Source organism: Trinickia diaoshuihuensis (assembly GCF_003390925.1).
Classification (GTDB): Bacteria; Pseudomonadota; Gammaproteobacteria; order Burkholderiales; family Burkholderiaceae; genus Trinickia; species Trinickia diaoshuihuensis.
Genome location: NZ_QUBS01000014.1, coordinates 63,375 through 85,224, shown reverse-complemented (window position 1 = coordinate 85,224; position 21,850 = coordinate 63,375). Strand labels below are relative to the sequence as shown.

General features: G+C 64.4%; 16 protein-coding genes and 1 pseudogene. 6 read left to right on the top strand and 11 right to left on the bottom strand.

Annotated features, from left to right (window positions below; all coding sequences use genetic code 11):
* Positions 1–4: 4 nt before the first annotated feature.
* The 4 genes from DXT59_RS02700 to DXT59_RS02685 all read right to left on the bottom strand — a co-directional run bounded on the left by DXT59_RS02700 (position 5) and on the right by DXT59_RS02685 (position 4,695).
* On the bottom strand, positions 5–607 hold the full coding sequence (locus tag DXT59_RS02700) for an FMN-dependent NADH-azoreductase (protein ID WP_116135392.1): 603 nt from the start codon (positions 605–607) through the stop codon (positions 5–7).
* A 141-nt stretch (positions 608–748) separates the two neighbouring features.
* Positions 749–2,593, bottom strand: coding sequence for a M61 family metallopeptidase (locus DXT59_RS02695; RefSeq protein ID WP_116135391.1), 1,845 nt, complete (start codon positions 2,591–2,593; stop codon positions 749–751).
* A gap of 83 nt (positions 2,594–2,676) precedes the next feature.
* Complete coding sequence (locus DXT59_RS02690) at positions 2,677–3,405, bottom strand: DsbC family protein (protein ID WP_116135390.1); 729 nt, start codon at positions 3,403–3,405, stop codon at positions 2,677–2,679.
* Positions 3,406–3,522: 117 nt separating this feature from the next.
* Positions 3,523–4,695: a UbiH/UbiF family hydroxylase gene (locus DXT59_RS02685; protein WP_116135389.1), complete on the bottom strand. Its 1,173-nt coding sequence runs from the start codon at positions 4,693–4,695 to the stop codon at positions 3,523–3,525.
* Between the two features lie 294 nt (positions 4,696–4,989).
* Between DXT59_RS02685 and DXT59_RS02675 the strand changes: the two genes are divergently transcribed.
* Complete coding sequence (locus DXT59_RS02675) at positions 4,990–8,373, top strand: hypothetical protein (protein WP_116135387.1); 3,384 nt, start codon at positions 4,990–4,992, stop codon at positions 8,371–8,373.
* A gap of 84 nt (positions 8,374–8,457) precedes the next feature.
* Here the strand turns inward: DXT59_RS02675 and DXT59_RS02670 are convergent, their stop codons facing one another.
* From DXT59_RS02670 to DXT59_RS02660, 3 genes are all read right to left on the bottom strand, one after another.
* A complete protein-coding gene (locus DXT59_RS02670; RefSeq protein ID WP_116135386.1) occupies positions 8,458–8,769 on the bottom strand; it encodes a cupin domain-containing protein in 312 nt (103 codons plus the stop codon).
* A gap of 168 nt (positions 8,770–8,937) precedes the next feature.
* Positions 8,938–10,401 carry a sensor domain-containing diguanylate cyclase gene (locus DXT59_RS02665; RefSeq protein WP_240324372.1) on the bottom strand — a complete coding sequence of 488 codons (1,464 nt, stop codon included), beginning with the start codon at positions 10,399–10,401 and terminating at the stop codon, positions 8,938–8,940.
* 265 nt (positions 10,402–10,666) lie between these two features.
* A complete protein-coding gene (locus tag DXT59_RS02660; protein ID WP_240324370.1) occupies positions 10,667–11,926 on the bottom strand; it encodes an MFS transporter in 1,260 nt (419 codons plus the stop codon).
* 282 nt (positions 11,927–12,208) lie between these two features.
* On the opposite strand from DXT59_RS02660, the gene ychF reads away from it, so the two are divergent.
* Together ychF and DXT59_RS02650 are read left to right on the top strand one after the other, a co-directional pair.
* Complete coding sequence (gene ychF, locus DXT59_RS02655; protein ID WP_116135384.1) at positions 12,209–13,303, top strand: redox-regulated ATPase YchF; 1,095 nt, start codon at positions 12,209–12,211, stop codon at positions 13,301–13,303.
* A 49-nt stretch (positions 13,304–13,352) separates the two neighbouring features.
* Positions 13,353–13,550: pseudogene (locus DXT59_RS02650) on the top strand (type II toxin-antitoxin system PrlF family antitoxin); the annotation flags it as partial.
* 27 nt (positions 13,551–13,577) lie between these two features.
* On the opposite strand, the gene DXT59_RS02645 reads toward DXT59_RS02650, so the two are convergent.
* Complete coding sequence (locus DXT59_RS02645; RefSeq protein ID WP_116135382.1) at positions 13,578–14,867, bottom strand: glycosyltransferase; 1,290 nt, start codon at positions 14,865–14,867, stop codon at positions 13,578–13,580.
* Positions 14,868–14,964: 97 nt separating this feature from the next.
* Between DXT59_RS02645 and DXT59_RS02640 the strand changes: the two genes are divergently transcribed.
* Positions 14,965–15,600 (top strand): TetR/AcrR family transcriptional regulator, encoded by a 636-nt coding sequence (locus DXT59_RS02640; RefSeq protein ID WP_116135381.1) that lies wholly within the window; start codon positions 14,965–14,967, stop codon positions 15,598–15,600.
* Between the two features lie 107 nt (positions 15,601–15,707).
* A complete protein-coding gene (gene ettA, locus DXT59_RS02635; RefSeq protein ID WP_116135380.1) occupies positions 15,708–17,375 on the top strand; it encodes an energy-dependent translational throttle protein EttA in 1,668 nt (555 codons plus the stop codon).
* A gap of 39 nt (positions 17,376–17,414) precedes the next feature.
* Here the strand turns inward: ettA and DXT59_RS02630 are convergent, their stop codons facing one another.
* The 3 genes from DXT59_RS02630 to DXT59_RS02620 are packed head-to-tail and all read right to left on the bottom strand — an operon-like array spanning position 17,415 to position 20,151.
* Complete coding sequence (locus tag DXT59_RS02630; protein ID WP_116135379.1) at positions 17,415–18,044, bottom strand: HAD family hydrolase; 630 nt, start codon at positions 18,042–18,044, stop codon at positions 17,415–17,417.
* A 24-nt stretch (positions 18,045–18,068) separates the two neighbouring features.
* Positions 18,069–19,904: an aminopeptidase P family protein gene (locus DXT59_RS02625; RefSeq protein ID WP_116135378.1), complete on the bottom strand. Its 1,836-nt coding sequence runs from the start codon at positions 19,902–19,904 to the stop codon at positions 18,069–18,071.
* Positions 19,905–19,920: 16 nt separating this feature from the next.
* Positions 19,921–20,151, bottom strand: coding sequence for a hypothetical protein (locus tag DXT59_RS02620; RefSeq protein WP_240324369.1), 231 nt, complete (start codon positions 20,149–20,151; stop codon positions 19,921–19,923).
* A gap of 393 nt (positions 20,152–20,544) precedes the next feature.
* Here DXT59_RS02620 and hemA point away from each other — a divergent pair, with 393 nt between their 5' ends.
* A complete protein-coding gene (hemA, locus tag DXT59_RS02615; protein WP_116135376.1) occupies positions 20,545–21,840 on the top strand; it encodes a glutamyl-tRNA reductase in 1,296 nt (431 codons plus the stop codon).
* The last annotated feature ends 10 nt before the right edge of the window (positions 21,841–21,850 follow it).

Sequence of the window (21,850 nt, the reverse complement as noted above, 5' to 3'; positions counted from 1 at the left end):
AACTTTAGACCGCGGCGGCTTCGATCGCTTCGCGCGCCAGGGACAGCGCGGCATTGGCCGCATCCGGTCCGAGGTTCAGCCCTTCGGCGTAGATGAATTCGACGTCGGTAATACCGATCAGGCCCAGGAACGCCTTGATGTGCGGCGTTTGGCTGTCGTTCGGCGTGCCGGCGTACTTGCCGCCGCGCGCCGACACGATGTAAGCCTTCTTGCCCTTCACGAGCCCTTCGGGGCCGGTCGCCGTGTAGCGGAACGTCACGCCCGCGCGCGCGATCCAGTCGAAATACGTCTTCAGTTGCGACGAGATCCCGAAGTTGTACATCGGAGCGCCGATGATGATGACGTCGGCCGACTGCAATTCCGCGATCAGCGCGTCGCTGCGCGCGACGATCGCCGCTTGTTCGGGCGAACGTTGCTCGGCCGGGGTAAAGAACGCGCCGAGGACGGCGTCGTCGAGGTGGGGCAGCGCGTCGGCCAACAGGTCGCGCAGCACCAGCTTGGCGCCCGGGTTCTTTCGTTGCAGATTCGCGGCCAGTTCGTTGGCCAGCAGCGTCGAGTTCGCGCCCTGCGAACGCGCGGCGGAATTCAGTTGAAGGATCGTCGTCATGTCGGGCTCCAAGTGGGTTGCGCAGTCGTGCGCGAGTGAAGCCATTGTCGCGATTGGGCCGACGCGGAAAAAGTAGGGTAAAAAGGACGGATTGTTGCAGGGATAGAACGATCGGTCCGTTCTATCCCCGAGCGGGAGCCGTTAGCCGTGCAGCCAACGTTCCCGCGCGCGCCGTGCCGGCGCACCGCGCTTGTCTTCGGCGGCCACGAGCTTGTAACGCGTCACCTCGGGCCCATCGAGCTTGACCCGGGCCGTGCGCAGCTCGTCGCGCCGGAAAGCATGAATCTCGACGATCGCACCCGGCAAATAGCGCCCGAGCAGGGTATCGAGGTTCGATCCCGTCACGCGCAGTCCGTCGACGGCAATCAACACGTCGCCGGCCGACAGTCCCGCCTTTTGCGCCGCGCTGCCGTCGTGCACGGCGGCCAGCACGCATTCGGCACCGCCGCGCACCCGCGCGCCTAGCGAGGGCTTGCCGCCACGCTTTTCGTCGGCGCCCTGCCCGCTCCTAGCGTTGCCGTTCCCATTGCCCCATTGCGGTTCTAGCGTGACGCCGAACGGCTCGAGCAGCGCCTCGAGCGGCAAGTCGCGCGTGCCGTGGACCGCCTCGTCGAACAGCGAACCGAGCTCGACGCCCGTTGCCTCGGCGATCAACGCCGCCACTTCGTCCTCGCCGACGCCAGCCATTTTGCCGGTGTAGAACTGGCGTCCATAGCGCTGCCACAGCAGACGCATGACATCGTCGAGCGACTTGCGGTGATCGGTGCGCGCGCGAATGGCCAGATCGAAAGCCAGCGCGACGAGCGAGCCCTTCTGGTAGTAGCTGACAATGGCATTCGGCGCATTCTCGTCTTGGCGGTAATACTTGATCCAGGCGTCGAACGAGCTTTCCGCGACGCTTTGCTTCAGGCGCCCGCTGCCGCGCAGCACGCCGGCGACGGTCTTGCCGACGAGCGTGTAGTACTCGGCTTCCGTGATCGCGCCGCTGCGCACGAGCATCAGGTCGTCGTAATACGAGGTGAACCCTTCGAACAGCCAAAGCAGCGACGTGTAGTTCTCGCGCGAGAGGTCGTACGGAGCGAACGCCGCAGGCTTGATGCGCTTGACGTTCCAAGTATGAAAGTACTCGTGACTGCACAGGCCGAGATAGGTCCGATACCCTTCGGTCATTTCCGGCCGCCCGAGCACGGGTAGATCGGTGCGATTGCAGATGAGCGCCGTCGAAGCGCGGTGCTCGAGCCCACCGTAACCATCGCTGACAGCCTGCGTCATGAACACGTAGCGCTCGACCGGCGCTTTTTTAGAACGGGGCTCGAACAAGGCGATCTGCGCTTCGCAAATGCGCTTTAAATCCGCGGCAAGACGATCCATGTCGAGGGACACCGTTCGGCCGGCGATGACGACGTCGTGCGGCACGCCATGCGCCTTGAACGTCGCTAGCGCGAACCGCCCCAGCGTAACGGGGTGGTCGACGAGTTCGTCATAGTTGTCCGCACGGTACTCGCCGAAACCGTAACGCTTGGTGCCGCGCGCCTCGGGCAGCGCCGTGGCCACGCGCCAATCGGCGAACGCGGCGCCCGCCGGCTTTTGGATATCGACGATGCAAGGCGCCTCTTCCCTGCCGGCCGGCAGCAAAAAGACGCTGGTGCCGTTGAAGAAACCCGTCGTATCGTCGAGATGCGCCGTCCGGACCGACAGATCCCACGCGTAGACCTCGTAACGCAGCGTCAGCACGCCGCCTTTGACGGGAGCGGCCTGCCAGGTCTGTTTGTCGGTCTTCTCGATGCGCACCTTGCGCCCCGCCTCGTTGAACGCGCCGAGCGTCACGATGTTGCGCGCAAACTCGCGCACCAGATAGCTGCCGGGAATCCAGGTGGGCAGCGTAAAGCGCTGGCCGGCCGGATCCGGATCGGCCAGCGTCAGCGTGACTTCGAATAGATGCGCGGCGGGATGCTTCGGAACGATGGCGTAGCGGATGGGCTTCATCGGGTGGCGCGTGATCTCGAGCGGGTTGTTGGAATGGGTAGGAGCCTTTTTGCCGGGACGCCGGATTGCCGGCCACCCGGCGCTCAATGCGCGCTAGTCAGCGCATCGTTCAGTTCGCCGGCCGATACGGCGCCGGGCAAGCGGCGGCCGTCCGACAAGATAATCGTCGGCGTGCCGGTCACGTTCAGCCCATGACCGAGCGCGAGATTCTTATCGAGCACCGAGGTGTCGCAATTGGCGGCCGCGCTGGCCGGCGCTTGGCGATTGATCATCCAGGCTTCCCAGGCCTTCGCGCGATCGCCCGAGCACCAGATCGCCTTCGACTTGGTCAGCGAATCCGGCGTCAGGACCGGGTACAAGAATGTGTAGACGGTGATGTTGTCGATCGACTTCAGCGTCGTCTCCAACTGCTTGCAATACGGACAGTTCGGATCGGAGAACACGGCGATGCGGCGGCTGCCGTTGCCCTTCACGACCTTGACCGCGCGATCGAGCGGCAGGCTCGCGAAGTCGACCTTGTTCAATTCCGACAAGCGCGCCTCGCTCAAATTCGCGCGGGTTTTCGTATCGACGAGTTCACCGGCGACCACGTAATCGCCGGCGGCATCCGAGTAGATCATCTGGTTGCCCAGATTGACTTCGTAGAGGCCCGCGATGGGCGATTTCGAGATGCTCTTGATTTGGATTTCGGGCAGACGCGCTTGCAGTGTCGATTTGAGCTTGTCGGTCGTCTGATCGGCATGGGCCGTGCAGCCGAGCATCACGGCGGCTGCAAGCGCCGCGCCGGCTGCGATACGCAAGACATGGGGCATGAGGATTCCTTACGGGTGTCGTTGGGTTGGGGCGCCGGGGCGCATCGATCACTCGATGATATTCGAGGTTGGATCACGCTGCGTCCGGCCATGCGGTGCCGGCCGGCGGAGCGTTCACTATCCGAGCGCGGCCGAGACGAGCCAACGCTTGACGAACGGTTGCGCGCCGACGAAGGACATGCCCGCGTTGCGTACCGACCGCGCGAGCGAGCCCGGCACGGAAAACAAGCGCTGCAAGCCATCCGTGGCAAGGGTCAGAGCACCGATGTCCTCGCGCCGTGCGCGCTCATAGCGGCGTAGCAGCACGGGATCGCCGAGATCGCGGAACGCTTCCTTCTTGGCGATGACGTCGGCCAGCGCCGCGACATCGCGCAGACCGAGGTTCATGCCCTGGCCGGCGAGCGGATGAATCAGGTGCGCGGCATCCCCGACGAGCGCGACGCGCGGTGCGATCAAACGATCGACCGATTGGCGCGCGAGCGGAAATCCGTGAGCGGGCCCGACGCATTCGAGCGCGCCGAGCCGGGCATGCGTGATTCGTTCGACAGCCGCCTCGAGTTCGGCGGGCGCCAGCGCGAGCAACTCGCGCGCATGATCGGTTTGCGCGGACCAGACTAACGACACATGCGCGTCGGGCAACGGCAAGAGCGCGACGATCTCGCCGTCGACGAACCATTGATAGGCCGTCTCGCCATGCGGTTTCTCGGCCTTGAAATTAGCGACGACGCCCGTTTGCCGGTAATCGCGCCGCATTACCTGCGCGCCGATCTGCGCGCGCACCCAGGAATGCGCGCCATCCGCGCCGACGATCAGATCGGCCTCGACGACCCGGCCGTTCGCCAGCGCGAGGCTCGCCGCATCGGCCTTCACGTCGAGCCCCTGGGCGCGCGTGTCGAACCAACTGACCTGCGGCTGAAAACGCAGCGCGGCGTCGAGCGCATGCTCGATCAGCGACGACTCGGCAATCCAGGCGAGCTGCGGCACGGCCGATTGGAATGCCGAGAAATGCAATTCGGCGAGCGCGTCGCCGAATACGCGCATGTCGTACACGGGCGCGAGCCGGTCGTGATCGAGCGCTTGCCAGATGCGCAGGCGCTCGAGCAGCGCCTGTGAGCTCGCGGACAGCGCATAAATGCGGGCGTCGAACGGGACGTCGGCTGGGCGCGGCGCAGCGGGTTGCGCGATCAGCGCGACACGCAGCCCCGCTTGCGCAAGCGCCAGCGCGGCGCTCTTGCCGACGAGGCCGCCGCCGACGACGGCAATATGAAACGTCTGATGATGGGCGGTCATGGTCGGCAATTATAGCCGTGCGCCGCCGCGCGCCGCCTCGTCCGGCCACCCGACTCGCTCGGCGAAAGCGCCGTTGGGGCCGTCGTTGCGACAATCCGTCTCGGGACCGGTTGGGCTCGTAGGACCAGCGCGCACCCGCGCGCCGCCGCGCCGCGCCGACTACGAAACGCGCAGGCCGACGAACGCGTTCGATGGCGGATAGTTATGCGATATATCCGAAACTCCCGTCAACCTCGCTCGATCCGCCCCCCAAACGACCCGTGGCGCGGAGTCGAGACCGTATTCGGAGGCGCAATGGTCTTTCCGGTGGACTACCCGAGCCCAACCCCGCCGAGCCCCTCGCCGGGGCCTGCCCCGCAACCACCGTCCGCGACGAACGCACCGCCCGCGCCGAAGAAGACCGATCAGCCGAGCACGGCCCCGAGCAAGCCGTCGATCCCCGACGCGCAAGTCATCGCCGCGCAACTGGCCGCCGGTCAAACATTGAAGGCCGGCGAAGCGATACGCTCGGCCAACGGCCAGTACGAGCTCGAGATGCAAAAGGACGGCAACCTCGTGCTCTACGACGTGGCGAACGGCAACTCGCTGTGGTCCTCTAAAACCGCCGGCAGCGGCGCGCAGGCCGCGCGGCTGGACAGCGGCGGCAACCTGCAGGTGATGAACGGCAACGACATCGTTTGGCAAACGAAAACGGGCGGCCACGGAAGCGCCTCGCTCGTCATGCAAGACGACGGCAACCTCGTGCTCGAGGCGCCGAGCGCGTCCGGCGGCAAACCGCCGCAGACGGTGCCGGTCTGGAGTTCGAACACGGCGGCGCTGCCGGTGGACATCGTTGGCCAAAACGGGGCCCAGCAGGCCTCGGCGATTCCGAGCGTCAACACGCCGGCCGTCACGTTTGCCCCCGGCTCGCCCGAACTCGGCCTGAAGACATATACCATCCACTGCCCGGAATCCTCGACGGGCTCGGCATGGAGCATCTACGAGCAGAACGGCGTCACGGGACTGCCGGGCACGCTCGATCAAAATTTGGCCGCCACGCCCTACCTCGACCGCAAGGCATTCGGCACGCGTCCGGCCAACCCGCAAGATGCGGTCTATAAGATCCCGAACGGCCAGCAGGTCACGATCCTCGACTCGACACGCCTGAACTACCTCGAGCAAGAGCGCACGCAGCTATCCGATGTCGAGCACGCCGGCAACGCCGACGACAAAACGAACAAGACCATCACGCTCGCCGGCACCATCGAGGACGAACTCGATTACGCCGGGATGCAGCAGGCCGTGCCCGACGTGAAAGCGCTCGCGCAATCGATCTCGGCGCGCGCCCCCGACGACAAGGACTTTCAAGGCGCCGTGCGAACGGCCGTCGCCCTATATAGCGCGCGGCTCGACGCGCAAGGACGCACGCCCGATCAGATCGGCAAGATCCAGCAAGCGGCGGCCAAAGGCGATTGGACGAGTGTGCAGCAATTGACGGCGCAGCAAGTGGCGGCGACTGCCGGCAAGGACACGGGCTCCAAAGCGCTCGGCGACATGATGGCCCGCGGCACCGTTTATGCCACGTATGCGGGGGGAGATCCGAAGTTCGCGCAAGCCGTCCGCGCGGGGGTCGTACAGGCGGAGCAGCAAGTCCTCGTGACCGATCCGGTCAACCAGGTGGACGCCGCCTTCAAGCAGCACGGCGGCGCCGCGGCCATGGCGCTGCTGAACAAGATCACCGATCCGAGCACCGCGCTGCCGGGGCAAGTCGCGCAGATCATGTCGGACAAGACGATCCAGGCCGACGTCAAAGCAAGCTTGCAACAAGCGAACTGGCAGGACGACTCGTCTCATCAGATGATGAGCGACCTCGCCGCGGCGTGCCAACACAGCGTCGAGGCGGACTCGGGGACCGTGGGCTCCGGGACCCAGGCGGTCAAATCGATCGCCGACTCGGTCATCTCAGTGTACGACAAGCTGAATCAGCAGCCTCAGTTGATGGAGGACCCCTCGTTCGCGACGAAGCTCTTCACGGGCATGGCATCGAGCGGCAACATCGCGCTCGGTTTGGCTGTCGCGGCGCGCGCCGGCGCGATCGATCGGCCGGAGGTTCAAACGGCGGCGATCGACGGCACCCGTATCGGGATGGACCAATTCTCGGCCCACAGCAAGGACCTCACGACCAAAACCGATCAAGACGCGGCGTTCTTCGCCTACGGTTTCCACGACTTCGGGGGCAATAGTTCGCCCGCCGAGCAAAGCAAGTATCTGCAAAAGATGCTGCAGGACAACCCCACGCAAGCGAAGACGCTCAACGACGACGGCCTCGCCGACTTAGCGCAGCAAGAAAGCCTCGACGGCATGCGTACGGCGATCGCGGCATTCTCGCCCGACTTGAACGGCGTGGAAGGCTTCAACGTGAACGTGGGCAACGGGCGCTACACGAACCCGACGCTGCATACGTCGTCGAAAAGCATACTCTCGGCGCTCGACAGCTCGCCGCAGATGCAATCGACGACGAACGCGGCCACGTCGCCGACCTCGGGCAACGCGCCGCCCACCAACATGCTCTGGCTCATGCGCTCGACGCGCAATGCGGCCTATCAAGCGAGCAAGGCCTATCTCGAACTGAATCCCAATACGATCGGCAACCTCAGCAAGAGCAACCTGATCCCCGATGCGATCAAGTCGAAGTTGTTCACCAGCGACGGCTCCGCGGCGGCGAGTTGGGTCGTCAATCTCGCCGAGCGATTCAACAAGGGCGTGAGCGGAAGCCTATTCCTCGCGAACGGCCAATTCCTGATGGACGCGTTCGCCGGCGAGCCGCACAACATCGGCAACCTGATCCAAGACGGCAGCTACGTGGGCCCGCATTTGTTCTTCGGCGCGACGCAGTCCTTGAACGCCGTGCTGCCGAGCAACCTCGACACCGTGCGCCCTTACTCGGGCAATACCGCGTTCCAAAAGCTCATTGCCCAGCAGCAAGACCGGGTGATGGCCTCGGGCCTGAACGACACGATGAAGACCGCGCTAAACGGGGCGCTCGGCACGATGGCCAAAGACACCGTCGATGGACTGTATCTCGGCGTCGATACGGCGAACGCCATCTACTACTACACGCAAGGCGGTTCGGCGGCGAACTACCTTCGAGGCACCGGCGACACGATCAGCGCGCTCGGCGATGCGGCCTTCCTGACCGGCGCGGCCGTCGATGCGGGCGTGCTGGGCGTGGACGGGACGTTCCTCGGCTTGGGCGCGGGCGCCGTCGGATGGACCGGCGTGGGCGCCGCGTTGATGCTGGTGGGCGCGGGCATCTACACGATCGGCAACGCCGAATCGCACTCGCACAAGTTCGATGGCAGCGATCAGGCACTACTCGAAGCGATGGGCGTGCATTCCGATATCGCCGAGCAATTGGCGAAGCACTCATTCTCGTTCAGCACGAACGCACCGAGCGCGGGGCCGTTCTTGGCCGGCTATTTCAAGAATGCCCATTTGTCCGACTCGGACATGGTGTCCTGGCTCAATACGCTCACGCCGCACCAAGCCGACTTGGTGGCGACGCAGTTGAAGGATTTCGAGCAGAAATGGCCGACGGACAAGAGCGACCAAACCGATGCGATTCAGTTCTTCACTAGCACGCTCGAAGCCTACGGCATCAAGCCCCCGCCCGGCGTGAGCGTGGCGAGCGGTCACTGAGGCGGGGTCGGGGCGGCCTACTGGCGTGACCGTTGCGACCGTCGCGTCCACGCACCGAACGCTTCGGTGCGTGGACGCTTTCGATTAAACGCTGCCCTGCTTCTCGATGACCAGAATGCGTGCTTCGCCGACCGGATGCGCAACATGTTCCATGCCGGCCGAGGCGAAGAAGATGTCGCCGGCGTTCAACAGGACCGACCGCACGTCGCCCTGTTCGCGCCAATCCATGCGCACTTGTCCATCCATGACGGCGAAGACTTCCTCGCCGTCATTGACGTGCCATTCGTAGGGCGCGTCGGTCCAGTGCAAGCGCACCGAGATGCCGTTCATGGTGGCGATGTCTCGCGCGCCCCAGGCGCGCGATGCCGTGAATGCACGGCTTTCGATGATGTTCATTCTTTGTCCTTCGCAGGCGGAGTGTGGCGACGTAGCGGCCGATGGCCGATGCCGGACGGTCATTGTCGACTAAGCCGCCGCGCGCCGAAATCGCCTTTCGAGACAACTTGAAATCAATTCCTGCCATCCGATGCTATCGCGCGGCGGCAATCCCCCCGATGGATCCATCTACTCATGGACCCCGGCTACCGGAGCGTGCGCCTGTGCCGCGCCGCACAGCGACACCCGGTTGCGCCCGGTCGCCTTCGCGTCGTAGAGCGCGCGATCGGCGGCGCGGATGATTTCGGCCACGTCGTCATCCGTTTCGGGTGTCCAAGCGGCCGCGCCGATACTGGCCGTCACGCGCCCGTACTCGCTGGCCGCGTGCTCGATGCCCAAATTGCTGATGGCGGTTCGGATGTTTTCCGCAATGGCGAGCGCGCCTTCCTGCGCCGTATCCGGCAGCACGATCAGAAACTCCTCGCCGCCGTAACGCGCCGCGCTGTCGGCCGGCCGGCGGATGTTCTCGCCGATGCACCTGGCAACCGCCGCCAACGCATCGTCGCCGGCTTGATGGCCGTAAAAGTCGTTGTACGCCTTGAAGCGATCGACATCGACGAACAGCAACGAAAACACGTTGCGCGTGCGCCGCGCCCGGCGCCACTCCGCATCGAGGACCTCGCCGAGCGTGCGGCGATTGTTCAGTCCGGTCAGGCCGTCGGTGCGCGCGAGCAGCGCCAACTCGCTCTCGGCCCGCATCCGGCGGCGCAATTGCGCGGCCAACACGCCGGCCAACGCGACGAAGGCCAGCGCGAACGTCGCCATCAACGAGCCGATGATGAGGGCGCGCCGTTTCCACGCCGCGTAGATATCCGATTCGCCCTGCGCCACCATGATGATGAGCGGCAGATGGCGCAGATGCTTGAAGTAATAGAAGCGCCGCACGCCATCGATGGCCGACGTATCGGAAAACGTGCCTTCTTGCGCCATCAGAAATCGGCGAAACGTGCTGGCATGGCTGATATTGCGCCCGATGATCGCCGGATCGAACGGCTGGCGCATGACCATGACGCCGTCTTCACCGATCAAAGCCACCGAGCCCTGCGGCCCGAGTTGCAGACCCGAGAACAAGTCGTGAAAGTAAGCGAGTTGGACCGCTACCATCGCGACGCCTTGGAACGAACCGTCGGGAGCCGAAACGCGGCGGCTCAAAGCGATGCTCGGCGAGCCGCCGCGCAGCCGGGACGCGTACGGATCGCTGATGTAGAGTCCCGCGTTCGGGTGGTCCCGCTGGATGGTGAAGTAGCGCCGGTCCGCCAAGTTCAGGGCCGGAGGCGTATCGGAGAGCGAATCGAGCATGACGCGCCCGCTCGCATCGATCAACAGGACCGCACCGAGGTAGCTGGCCGACGCCGCGCGATCGAACAACGTCTCGCGCCGCAGCCGAGGCGGCAGCGCCATGATCTCGGGATCGTGGAATCCGTCGATGGCCGCTTGCAGCGAGAGCGAATAAAGCTCGATGTTTCGTTCGATATCGCGTTCGGCGATCACCGCGACGTTCCGCGAGGTCTCGCTCGCGCGCGCGAAAGCGTCGGCGCGCGACTGATACAGCACGACGCCGCAGAGCGTGACCATAAAGGAGGCGATGAGCATCGCACCCGCGACGATCGCGGGCGGCGCCAGCGGATTGAACCGGAGTCGCCGCCAGGACAAACCACGCGGGCTAGCTTGAGTGGTCGAAGAATCCTCGCCAGTTCCTTGCATGCCGGCCCCATGATCGATGGACGTCTGTCGGTGCATCTGCGCGCGCATGCGGGCAAGTTTAGCATCGGGCATTGCGCCCGCGTTCATGCGATGCACCATGGGCGATGCAACACGATGTGTTGAAACGCAGGGGCGTGCGCGAAGCGCGAATTCATTACGAGGTATTCGGGCCGGACTTGTTCGCGCAATAGCCGGTTGCCGCGGGGCTGCCCACGACGACCGATTGGCGTGTCGCTAAGAGCAATCCGATCACCGTGATGGCTATGGCGCCGGCCATTGCGACGTAAAGACCGGCTGCGGTGGCGCCGCGACATAGCGTTGGCGCGGCGAAGATTGTCAACCCGATGCTGCTCGTCATGAGTGAACTGTTGGCGCGGAAGCGGCCAAGCAATTGCGCCGGGCATTCGGATAAGAATCGCGTCTCGCTTCTAATCCGCACCAAGGCGAATCCCGCACCGAGAAGGAAATGCATGAGTAACAGTGCGGGGAAAGATGGACAAAACGGAATGGCGGCAAGGACTACCGCCATCGCGCCGATCACCATGAAATCGCGGTGGATCGAGCTTGATGCATGCGTCGAGAACCTCGCGAGCCAAACACCGGTAAGAAGCGCCCCGACCGACCAAGCGCCTTCGACCATCGAATAATTGACGCTCGTGCCATGCAAATAAACACTGACCAACCCCGGCAGCAAAGTATTCGTGACCTGTCCGATCGAAAACGCGAGGGCGGCGCAACTTGCGATTAGAAACAAGCGGCGATGCGCTAGATAAAGCGCCGGTCCCGCGGAAAACACGCCGCGCTTCCAGCTCGATCGGGCTTCATCGCGTATGACGTTCAACGAGGGGAGCAGACAATAGCTGCATCCGGCCAATACTGCCCCGCATAGCGAAACGACGAGGAAGGCGTGGCTTGAGACGGCTCGAGAGATCACCAAGCCGCCAAACCCTGTTCCCACAATTAGAGCAATCTGCGCGGTCGAATTCAGTGTCGCAAGTTGGCGCGTTCGCTCGGGCTGAGGCAGGTGCGCCTTCAGGAAGTAGTCCATTGCGCCGCCCGAAACGACGCTGAAGACGTTAGCCAGGACCACGGTAGCGGCGATGCCGACGAACGTTGCGCGGCCGGCCAGCATCTTCTCGGCGAAAAGCGGTGTCGCCCCGGCAAGAGCGATACCGAGATGGCCGGAAAGAAGCATCGTCTTCTTTCTCGCGACGATATCGACCATGGCGCCTAGGATCGGCGCAAGGACCATGCTAGCGACGGTTGCAATCAGCAAAAGCATGGGGGCGGCGTCGGCGCGGCCGGTAATCTGGACAGCCGCCCAAGCAGCTACGACCAACTGATAGCCGATTCTGAAGAAGTTGACGGCGGTTAGCCCGGCCAAGCGTGTGATAGGTAGGTGAGGTGTTGGCACCACCGCAAGGTAGTACGTCCCGAAGCCGGTGTAAACAGATCAGACCGTAATATGCACTGTCCAAGTGGATAGGGACCTAGAACCGCCCCTGCCCGATCCCACGGTTCGAACGCGTTACAATTGCGGTTTCCGCCGGCCAAACGGACACAAGATCGCAGCTCGAACGCGCTGCTCGGCACCGTTTGTCCCGCCCCCGAATTCACCTTGCGGCCGTCGCTATCCGGTTACGCCCGGATACCTACCTGACGACTCGCCGCAAACCGTCGATATACAAGGTCTTTCATGAGCCTCAAATGCGGCATCGTCGGCTTGCCCAACGTCGGCAAGTCCACCCTGTTCAACGCGCTGACCAAGGCCGGCATCGCCGCCGAGAACTATCCGTTCTGCACGATCGAGCCGAACGTCGGCGTCGTCGAGGTGCCCGATGCGCGGCTCAAGGCGCTGGCCGAAATCGTCAAGCCCGAGCGGATCGTGCCGGCCGTCGTCGAGTTCGTCGACATCGCCGGTCTCGTCGCGGGTGCGAGTAAAGGCGAGGGCCTCGGCAACCAGTTCCTCGCGAACATCCGCGAAACCGATGCGATTACGCACGTCGTGCGCTGCTTCGAGGACGAAAACGTGATTCACGTCGCGGGCAAGGTCGATCCGCTGTCCGACATCGAAGTCATCAACACCGAGCTCGCGCTCGCCGATCTGGCGACCGTCGAGAAATCGCTGGCGCGTTACGCGAAAGCCGCCAAGTCGGGCAACGACAAGGAAGCGGTGAAGCTCGCCGCCGTGCTCGAAAAAGCGCGCGCGCAATTGGACGCCGCGAAGCCGATTCGCGCGCTCGATCTCACCGACGATGAAACGGCGCTGCTCAAGCCGTTCTGCCTGATCACCGCGAAGCCGACGATGTACGTCGCCAACGTGAAAGAAGACGGTTTCGAGAACAACCCGCATCTGGACGCCGTGCGCAAGCACGCGGAAGCGGAGAAGTCGCCGGTCGTCGCGGTGTGCGCCGCGATCGAGGCAGAGATCGCCGATCTGGCCGACGAGGACAAGGAAGTGTTCTTGGCCGATATGGGCATGGACGAGCCGGGCCTGAACCGCGTGATCCGCGCGGGTTTCAAGCTGCTCGGTCTACAGACTTACTTCACGGCAGGCGTGAAGGAAGTGCGCGCGTGGACGATTCATATCGGCGATACGGCTCCGCAAGCGGCCGGGGTGATTCACACCGATTTCGAACGCGGCTTCATTCGCGCGCAGACGATCGCATTCGACGACTTCGTGGCGTACAAGGGTGAGCAAGGCGCGAAGGAAGCCGGCAAGATGCGCGCCGAAGGCAAGGAATACGTCGTGCACGACGGCGATGTCATGAACTTCTTGTTTAACGTGTGACGACAGCGCGAGCGGCACGGCCGCTCGCTTTTCATTTCATCGATGGGGACGGTTCACAATGAGCTGCGCAGCCGAGTGGGATAACGATACGGCCTTGGATCCGTTCCTCGCCTTCCTCGCACGGGACATCGAATTGCACCCGGAGGCGGTTCGCCCGGTTACGCCCGAGTTCGCACAACGCGTACGGGCTATCACCAAAGATGTCGAAATCGACCTCGAGGCTCCGCTTTCGCCGGACGACGAATAGACAACCACACGCGCGAAAGCCTCGCCCCTAGGCATGCGCATTGACCGGGCAAATCCCCACATTCCTCAATTCTTGCCCGGCCTCGGCTAATCGCTCGATTGCCTCAACGGCCGCCCGCGTCCCATCTTCTTGCCGCATTGCGTCGCCCAGTTGCCGCGCACACCTTTGCGTCTCGCTCAGCAAGCCGAATTCGATGGCCCGGGCAAACGACCGCGCGCTAGGCGCATTGCCGTCCACCGCCGGCGCCGCAACGCCGAGCCGATGCAGCCGGTCGGCCCAAAAGCATTGATCGCCCGCAAACGGCACGACAACCGAAGGCTTGCCCGCGCGGGTCGCGGAATGCGTCGTACCCGATCCGCCGTGATGCACCACGAGCGCCACCCGCGGAAACAACCATGCGTGCGGCGTTTCCCCGACGACACAAAAGTTCGACGGCAACCGCGACGCATCGATACCGCTCCACCCCGGATAGAACACGGTACGCCGCCCACCGATCGCCTCGATCAACGCGGGCAGCAGTCGCGCCTGATCGAACCCGGCCATACTGCCGAAGCCAACGTAAATCGGCGGCTCGCCGGCCTGCAAAAACGCCGAAAGCGACTCGGGTGGCGACCATTGAGCGTCGGTCGGCAAAGGCGACGTCCATTGTCCGCAAACGATCGCTTGCGCGGGCCAATCAGCCGGCTGCGGCAATAAGGTCCGCGAGACGCCATACAAAATTGGATGGTCGGTCCAGTTCCGGCGGCGCGGAGCCAGTGAACAAACATCCACGCGCGCGGCATTGGTGGCCCGGCGAAACGCGCGCCAGATCATGCCGTTGACGAAGGTGTGACTCATCCGGTTCATAAAACCCGGCACCGCACCGGGCCGCAAGAACGGAGAAGCGAATTCCTGCGTCGGGGTGATCGGGATCATCGACACACCGATCGCGGGAATCCTCAAGTGCTCGGCAACCGATAAACCCACGAACGAAGCGAGGGCGGACATGATCACGGCATCGCTGTCCTCGGCGGCCTCCTTCACTTCCCGCATCCACGCGGCCGTATTGGCGTTCGCGATCGCCGCCAGCGCGTTCGCCGTCGCCTGCGCCCCGCTCCGCTTCTTGATGAGCGCCCCCAAGCTCTCTCCAGGCAGCAAGGCTTGCTTGATGTCACCGGAAAGCGGCGCGCATGGCACATGCAGCGCCTGAGCCGAGTGCAGCGTCGCGCGATCCGCGAGCAGGCGCGCCTCATGGCCCGCGTCGATCAGCGCCCGGCAAAGTGCGGCCAGCGGCCGAGTATCGCCTTCTGTCCCATACGTAGCTACGGTAAATTTCATAGTTTGTCGCCGGCCACTCGTCGCGGACCGTGCCCAAGCTCAAAAGAATACGATGTATATTAATGCACGTCGTGCATTTTTTCAGAGAATATCACGCATGACAACTGTCGAGGACATGGGACGCCGGGAGCGCAAGCGCTTACAAATGGTGGCCCATCTGGTCGGGGTCGCCGGACGCCTATTCGAGACTCAGCCTTACGGCAGCGTCACGATGGAACAAATCGCGCTCGAGGCCGACGTGGCCAAACGCACGCTCTATAACCACTTTCCGACGAAAGAAGCCCTGCTCGCGCATTGGCTCGAGGCGGAACTGAAGCGCGATCTCGACCGACTCGCGCCCGAGTTGCAACGGCGGCACGGCTTCGTCTCGCGCGTGTCGGCCGAACTCGATGCGTCGGCCGACTGGTGCGGGAGACATCCGGCTCACCTTGCCGCGTATCTGCGGCATCGGTTCCTGTCGCTCGGCGAAGCGCCGCTGCCCACGCCGCCGCGGACCGACCCCGACCGCGGCGATATCGCACGGCTATGGCATACGTTGATCGCCGAGGCGCAAGCGGCCGGCGAAATCAGCGAACGCTTCTCCGCGGCTCAACTGACGAGTTGGTTTCACCATCTATATCTCGGAACGTTGATGCGCTGGCTCTTGCAGCCGACGCTCGCGCTGCGCGAGGAGTTCACGCAAATGGTTGCGCTCTTCATGGACGGGGCCGGGACGCACGGCCGGCCCGGTTGATAAAATGACGCGTTGCAAGCGGTGACCAGCGTCCGCGTTTCACCTCCATTCACCCGCACGCCGCCCCGTTCCGCGAAGGCGGCGGCTCGTTTCGTTCATTCAAGCACATGGCCCAATACGTCTTCACCATGAACCGGGTCGGCAAAATCGTGCCGCCCAAGCGTCAGATCCTGAAAGACATTTCGCTGTCTTTCTTCCCCGGCGCAAAGATCGGCGTGCTCGGCCTCAACGGCTCGGGCAAGTCGACGCTCATTCGCATCATGGCCGGCGTCGATCGCGACATCGAAGGCGAAGCGACGCCGATGCCGAATCTGAACATCGGCTATTTGCCGCAAGAACCGCAGCTCGATCCGGAAAAAACCGTGCGCGAGGCCGTCGAGGAAGGCCTCGGCGACGTGTTCCAAGCGCAAAAGAAGCTCGACGAGATTTACGCGGCCTACGCGGAACCCGATGCCGATTTCGACGCGCTCGCCTCCGAGCAGGCGAAGTACGAAGCTATCCTCGCGGCCAGCGACGGCGGCAGCCCCGAGCAGCAACTCGAAGTGGCGGCCGATGCGCTGCGCCTGCCGGCCTGGGATGCGAAGGTCGGACACCTCTCGGGCGGTGAAAAACGCCGCGTGGCGCTGTGCAAGCTGCTGCTCGAAAAACCGGACATGCTGCTGCTCGACGAGCCGACCAACCACCTCGACGCCGAATCGGTCGAGTGGCTCGAACAGTTCCTCACGCGCTTCCCGGGCACCGTGGTAGCCGTCACGCACGATCGCTACTTCCTCGATAACGCGGCCGAATGGATCCTCGAACTCGACCGCGGCCACGGCATCCCCTGGAAGGGCAACTACAGCAGTTGGCTCGACCAGAAGGAAGACCGCCTGAAGCAAGAAGAAGCGGCCGAGTCGGCGCGCCAGAAGGCGATCAAGAAGGAATTGGAGTGGGTCCGCCAAAACCCGAAGGGGCGCCAGGCGAAATCGAAGGCACGGATCGCCCGCTTCGAGGAGCTGTCGAGCCAGGACTACCAAAAGCGCAACGAGACGCAGGAAATCTTCATTCCGGTGGGCGATCGCCTCGGCAACGAAGTCATCGAGTTCAAGAACGTCAGCAAGGCATACGGCGACCGGCTGTTGATCGACAATCTGAGCTTCAAGGTGCCGGCCGGCGCGATCGTCGGCATCATCGGCCCGAACGGCGCCGGTAAATCGACGTTGTTCCGCATGCTCACGGGCCGCGAAACGCCCGATTCGGGCACGATCGAGATGGGGCCGACGGTCAAGCTCGCTTACGTCGATCAAAGCCGCGACGCCCTCGACGGCTCGAAGACCGTCTTCGAGGAAATCTCGGGCGGCGCCGACGTGCTTACGGTCGGCAAGTACGAAACGCCGTCGCGCGCCTACATCGGCCGCTTCAACTTCAAGGGCGCCGACCAGCAAAAGAACGTCGGAAACCTGTCGGGTGGGGAACGCGGCCGCTTGCATCTGGCCAAGACGCTGATCGCGGGCGGCAACGTGCTGCTACTCGATGAGCCGTCGAACGACCTCGACGTCGAAACGTTGCGCGCGCTCGAAGACGCGCTGCTCGAATTCGCGGGCTCGGTGATGGTGATCTCGCACGATCGCTGGTTCCTCGATCGGATCGCCACGCATATTCTGGCGTTCGAAGGCGATTCGCAAGTCGTCTTCTTCGACGGCAACTACCAGGAGTACGAAGCCGACAAGCGCAAGCGCCTCGGCGAAGAAGGCGCCAAGCCCAAGCGCCTGCGCTATAAGCCGATCACGCGCTGATCGATCGGCGCCGGCGCCCGCCAAAGGGGCCGGCGCCGCTTACTCGCCGAAGGCGAAGCCCAATTCCCGCAGCCTCGCTTCGGTCGCCGCGGCGCTCGTGTGGTGAATCGCATGCCAGCCGGCCGCCGCCGCGGCATGCGCGTTCTTGAGGTTGTCGTCGATAAAGACGATCTCGGCCGGTGCGACGCCGGGCAGTTGACGGTCGATGCGGGAAAACGCTTCGGCGTAAATCCGCGGATCGGGTTTGACCAGCTTCACCCGGCCCGACACGACCACGTCGCGAAACCGGCGCAAGACATCGTAGCGCTCCCACGCATAGGGAAAGGTTTCGTCCGACCAATTCGTGAGCCCGAACAGCGGCACCCCGGCGGCCTCCAGCTTATCGACGAGCGCGACGCTATCGTCGAACACGCCGGCGATCATTTCTTGCCACCGGTCGTAAAAGGCGCGGATCCGCTCGGCCTCGTGCGGAAACAGCTCGATCAGTTCCTCGGTACCCGAGGCGATCGAATGCCCGCCGTCTTGCCGCATCACCCAGTCCATCGTGCACACTTCGGTGAGAAAGCGGCGGCGCTCGTCCGCATCGGGAATCAGCTTGCGATACAGGTAGTCGGGGTTCCAATCGATGAGCACCCCGCCGAAATCGAAGACGACGACCCTCGGTTTCATGCAAAGCTCCTTGTTGTTTTGGCTTTAGATCGGTTGTGTGCGTGCATCCAGCCACGCCTTCGCACCGGCGCCGACCAGCGGCGAGACTCGCGTGCGGACCATTTCGTGATAAGCGTTGAGCCATTCGCGTTCATCGTCGCGCAAAAGCGACACCGTCACGCAGCGCGTATCGATCGGACATAGCGTCAGGGTTTCGAACGCGAGGAAGGCGCCGAATTCGGTTTCTCCGTCGGCGCGGCTCAGCACGAGGTTCTCGATGCGCACGCCCCATCGGCCGGTCCGGTACACGCCCGGCTCGACAGACGTAATCATGCCCGCTTCCATGGCCGTATGCGGTTCGGGCTGCGCATAGTGGGCAATCACCTGCGGGCCCTCGTGAACATTGAGGAAATAGCCGACGCCGTGCCCCGTGCCGTGACCGTAGTCGAACCCGGCCTCCCACATCGGCGCACGCGCGATCGCATCGAGCGCCGGGCTGCGAATGCCGCGCGGGAAGCGCGCCCGCGATAGCGCGATCATGCTCTTCAGTACGATCGTGAAATCGCGCCGCTGCGCCTCGCTGACCGTGCCGACCGGAACGACGCGCGTGATGTCCGTCGTGCCCGTCACATATTGACCGCCGGAATCGATGAGGAGCAAACCGTTGCCTTCGATCCTCGCGTGCTCGGCCGGCGTCGCGCGGTAGTGCGGCATCGCGCCGTTCGCGTTGAAACCCGCGATCGTGGCGAAGCTCGGCGAAATAAACCCGGGGCGGCGAGCGCGCTCGGCCGTGAGCCGCTCATCGATCGTCAGTTCGGTGATCGTCTCGCGGCCGAGCGCGCTTTCGAACCAAGCGAAGAATTCGGCAAGCGCCGCGCCGTCCTCTTCCATGGTGCGCCGCACGTGCGCCGCCTGCGCCTCGGTCTTGCGCGATTTCGCAAACGTCGAAGGGTTCACGGCCTCGACGACAGCCACCGTTGCGGGCACGGCCTCCCGCGATCCGAGGGTCACGCGCCGCGGATCGAGCAACAGCGTCGCGCCTTCGGGCAGCGCCGCCAATGCCGCGCGAGCTTGCTCGTACGGCGCGATCCGGATGCCGTCCCGCCCCAGGGCGTCGCCGATTTCGGCGGAAACCTTGCCCGCCCCGACAAACAGCGTCGCATCGTGCAATCCGACGAGCACATGGGCGACGAACACCGGATTGAAGCTGACGTCGGCGCCGCGCAAGTTCGTGAGCCAAGCCACGTCGTCGAGCGTCGAAATCCAATGCCACTGGGCGCCGCATTCGCGCATCGCCGCCCGCACTAGGGCGAGCTTCTCCGATCGCGAGGCACAGGCGTGCTCCGGCGCGTGCTCGTAGACAGGACCCGCAGGCAGCGCCGGACGGTCGGTCCAGACCGAATCGAGCAGATCCAAGCCGGTCACGAGCGTGACGCCTCGCGCCTCCAGCGCGTCCCGCAGCGTACGCGCGGCCGTCAGACCGAGCACGGCGCCGTCCACGCCGACGCGCGCGCCCGCGTCGAGCCGTTGGGCCAGCCACTCGACGTGGGCCTGCCCTTGCGCGCCGCCCAGGAGCTTCACGAGTTCGACGCCGGTTCCCGCTAGTTGCGTCTGCGCCTGGACCCAGTACCGGCTATCGGCCCAAACGCCGGCGAAATCGGTGGTCACGACGAGCGTCCCCGCGGAACCCGTGAAGCCCGACAGCCATTGACGCGCTTGCCAGCGTTCGGGCAGGTACTCGGACAGGTGCGGGTCGGAGGAAGGCACGATATAGGCGGCAAGCCCCGCCGCCGCCATCGCCTCGCGCAACCGGGCCAGCCGGTCAGCGCTCGGGGCATCGGGTTCGCCCGGCGGGGCATCATGTGAGAGACGATCGTTCATCAAAAAATACCTGAGTTCATCGGCGAGACTTGAGCGCCACCGTCATAGCCACGGCAACGAGCGCAAACCCGGTGCATACCGGCCATTGGAGCGTCTCGCCGTCATGGAAAAGACCCGAGATGTCGCCCAGCATCTTGGCGGCCGCGGCAGCCAAGATGCCCGCGACCCAAGCGAGGATGAGACCGGCGCGGCTCGCGCGGCGCAGCGGATGCAGCCACCATCCGGCCAAGCCGACGGCGAGTCCCAAGACAATGGTTCCAGGCCAGCCCATCAGCGCTGGCCCACGCCGGCGATCGCGTCGAGATCGGGGGCGAGGCCCCGGGCAATACTGCCAAGTTGCATGGTGCGTCTCTTATTGTGTCTATTTAAGGAGATCCGAGGCGAGAACGCCTACCGGCTATTGGGGCCAGATATCCCAAGTGCCGGCGCCCGGCCGCCCATGCCCGCCCCACGGGGCGAAGCGGCCGAGTGTAGGGGCGCCGGCCGCACGGCGCAACCCGTGCGCGCGGCCTGCCTGGGCTGGTCCCTGAGCAGGCGCCGGTTTGCGCTAGCTCAGCGAGCCTCGAAGCGGACCCGCTATAATAACCGGCTGAAATATCAGCGCCGCCCCACTATCGAGGGCGGACATGGCACCCCACGTATGCAACTGCTCACGATCGGAATCAATCACCACACAGCGCCTGTTGCATTGCGCGAGCGCGTGGCGTTTCCGCTCGAGCAATTGAAACCGGCGCTCGACGCCTTCCAAGGGCTGTGGCGCACGCGCTCGTCGCTCGCCTCCCCGGAAGCCGCAATTCTGTCCACCTGCAATCGCACCGAGCTGTACTGCGCCACCGACGACCGCGCCGCTCGCGAGGCCGCGCTGCAATGGCTGTCGAACTACCACGGCCTCTCGGTGGACGAGCTCGCACCCCACGTCTACGCCCTGCCGCAGTCGGAAGCGGTCCGGCACGCCTTCCGCGTCGCTTCGGGCCTCGACTCGATGGTGCTCGGCGAAACGCAGATCCTCGGGCAGATGAAGAACGCCGTGCGCTCGGCATCCGAAGCGGGCGCGCTCGGCACCTACCTGAACCAGCTTTTTCAGCGCACGTTCGCCGTGGCCAAGGAAGTGCGCGGCAACACGGCGGTCGGCGCGCAATCGGTATCGATGGCCGCCGCCGCCGTGCGCCTGGCCCAGCGCATCTTCGACAAGATTTCGAGCCAGCGCGTGCTCTTCATCGGCGCCGGCGAGATGATCGAACTTTGCGCGACGCATTTCGCCGCGCAAGACCCGCGTGAACTGGTCGTGGCCAATCGGACGATGGAGCGCGGCGCCAAGCTCGCCGAACGTCTGGGCGGTCATGCGATGCCGCTGGCCGATCTTCCCGCCCGCATGCACGAGTTCGACATCATCGTTTCGTGCACGGCATCGACCCTGCCGATCATCGGCCTCGGCGCCGTCGAGCGCGCGGTGAAGGCGCGGCGCCGCCGCCCGATCTTCATGGTCGATTTAGCCGTGCCGCGCGACATCGAGCCCGAAGTGGCCCAGTTGCAAGACGTCTTCCTTTACACGGTCGACGATCTGGGCGCGATCGTCCGCGAAGGCAATGCCTCGCGGCAAGCCGCCGTCGCGCAGGCCGAGGCCATCATCGAGACGCGCGTGCAAAGCTTCATGCAATGGCTCGATGCACGCAGCGTCGTTCCCGTGATCCGTCATATGCATACGCAGGCGGATCTCTTGCGCCGAGCCGAGCTCGAGCGCGCGATGAAGATGCTCTCGCGCGGCGACGATCCGGCCGCCGTCCTCGAGGCGCTGTCGCAATCGCTGACGAACAAGCTGATTCACGGCCCCACGCATGCGCTGAACCGCGCGACGAGCGGCGAGCGGGCGACGCTCGTGGAGCTGCTGGGCGGTTTCTACGGCCACGCGAAACGCCCCGATTCGTCGGAACATTAGCGGCCCTCCC

Coding starts and splice junctions, on each gene's coding strand:
- DXT59_RS02640 (WP_116135381.1), top strand. CDS start 14,965: ATGACAACTGTCGAGGACATGGGACGCCGGGAGCGCAAGCGCTTACAA.
- DXT59_RS02670 (WP_116135386.1), bottom strand. CDS start 8,769: ATGAACATCATCGAAAGCCGTGCATTCACGGCATCGCGCGCCTGGGGC.
- DXT59_RS02700 (WP_116135392.1), bottom strand. CDS start 607: ATGACGACGATCCTTCAACTGAATTCCGCCGCGCGTTCGCAGGGCGCG.
- DXT59_RS02645 (WP_116135382.1), bottom strand. CDS start 14,867: ATGAAATTTACCGTAGCTACGTATGGGACAGAAGGCGATACTCGGCCG.
- DXT59_RS02695 (WP_116135391.1), bottom strand. CDS start 2,593: ATGAAGCCCATCCGCTACGCCATCGTTCCGAAGCATCCCGCCGCGCAT.
- hemA (WP_116135376.1), top strand. CDS start 20,545: ATGCAACTGCTCACGATCGGAATCAATCACCACACAGCGCCTGTTGCA.
- DXT59_RS02685 (WP_116135389.1), bottom strand. CDS start 4,695: ATGACCGCCCATCATCAGACGTTTCATATTGCCGTCGTCGGCGGCGGC.
- ettA (WP_116135380.1), top strand. CDS start 15,708: ATGGCCCAATACGTCTTCACCATGAACCGGGTCGGCAAAATCGTGCCG.
- ychF (WP_116135384.1), top strand. CDS start 12,209: ATGAGCCTCAAATGCGGCATCGTCGGCTTGCCCAACGTCGGCAAGTCC.
- DXT59_RS02630 (WP_116135379.1), bottom strand. CDS start 18,044: ATGAAACCGAGGGTCGTCGTCTTCGATTTCGGCGGGGTGCTCATCGAT.
- DXT59_RS02625 (WP_116135378.1), bottom strand. CDS start 19,904: ATGAACGATCGTCTCTCACATGATGCCCCGCCGGGCGAACCCGATGCC.
- DXT59_RS02675 (WP_116135387.1), top strand. CDS start 4,990: ATGGTCTTTCCGGTGGACTACCCGAGCCCAACCCCGCCGAGCCCCTCG.
- DXT59_RS02690 (WP_116135390.1), bottom strand. CDS start 3,405: ATGCCCCATGTCTTGCGTATCGCAGCCGGCGCGGCGCTTGCAGCCGCC.
- DXT59_RS02665 (WP_240324372.1), bottom strand. CDS start 10,401: ATGCTCATCGCCTCCTTTATGGTCACGCTCTGCGGCGTCGTGCTGTAT.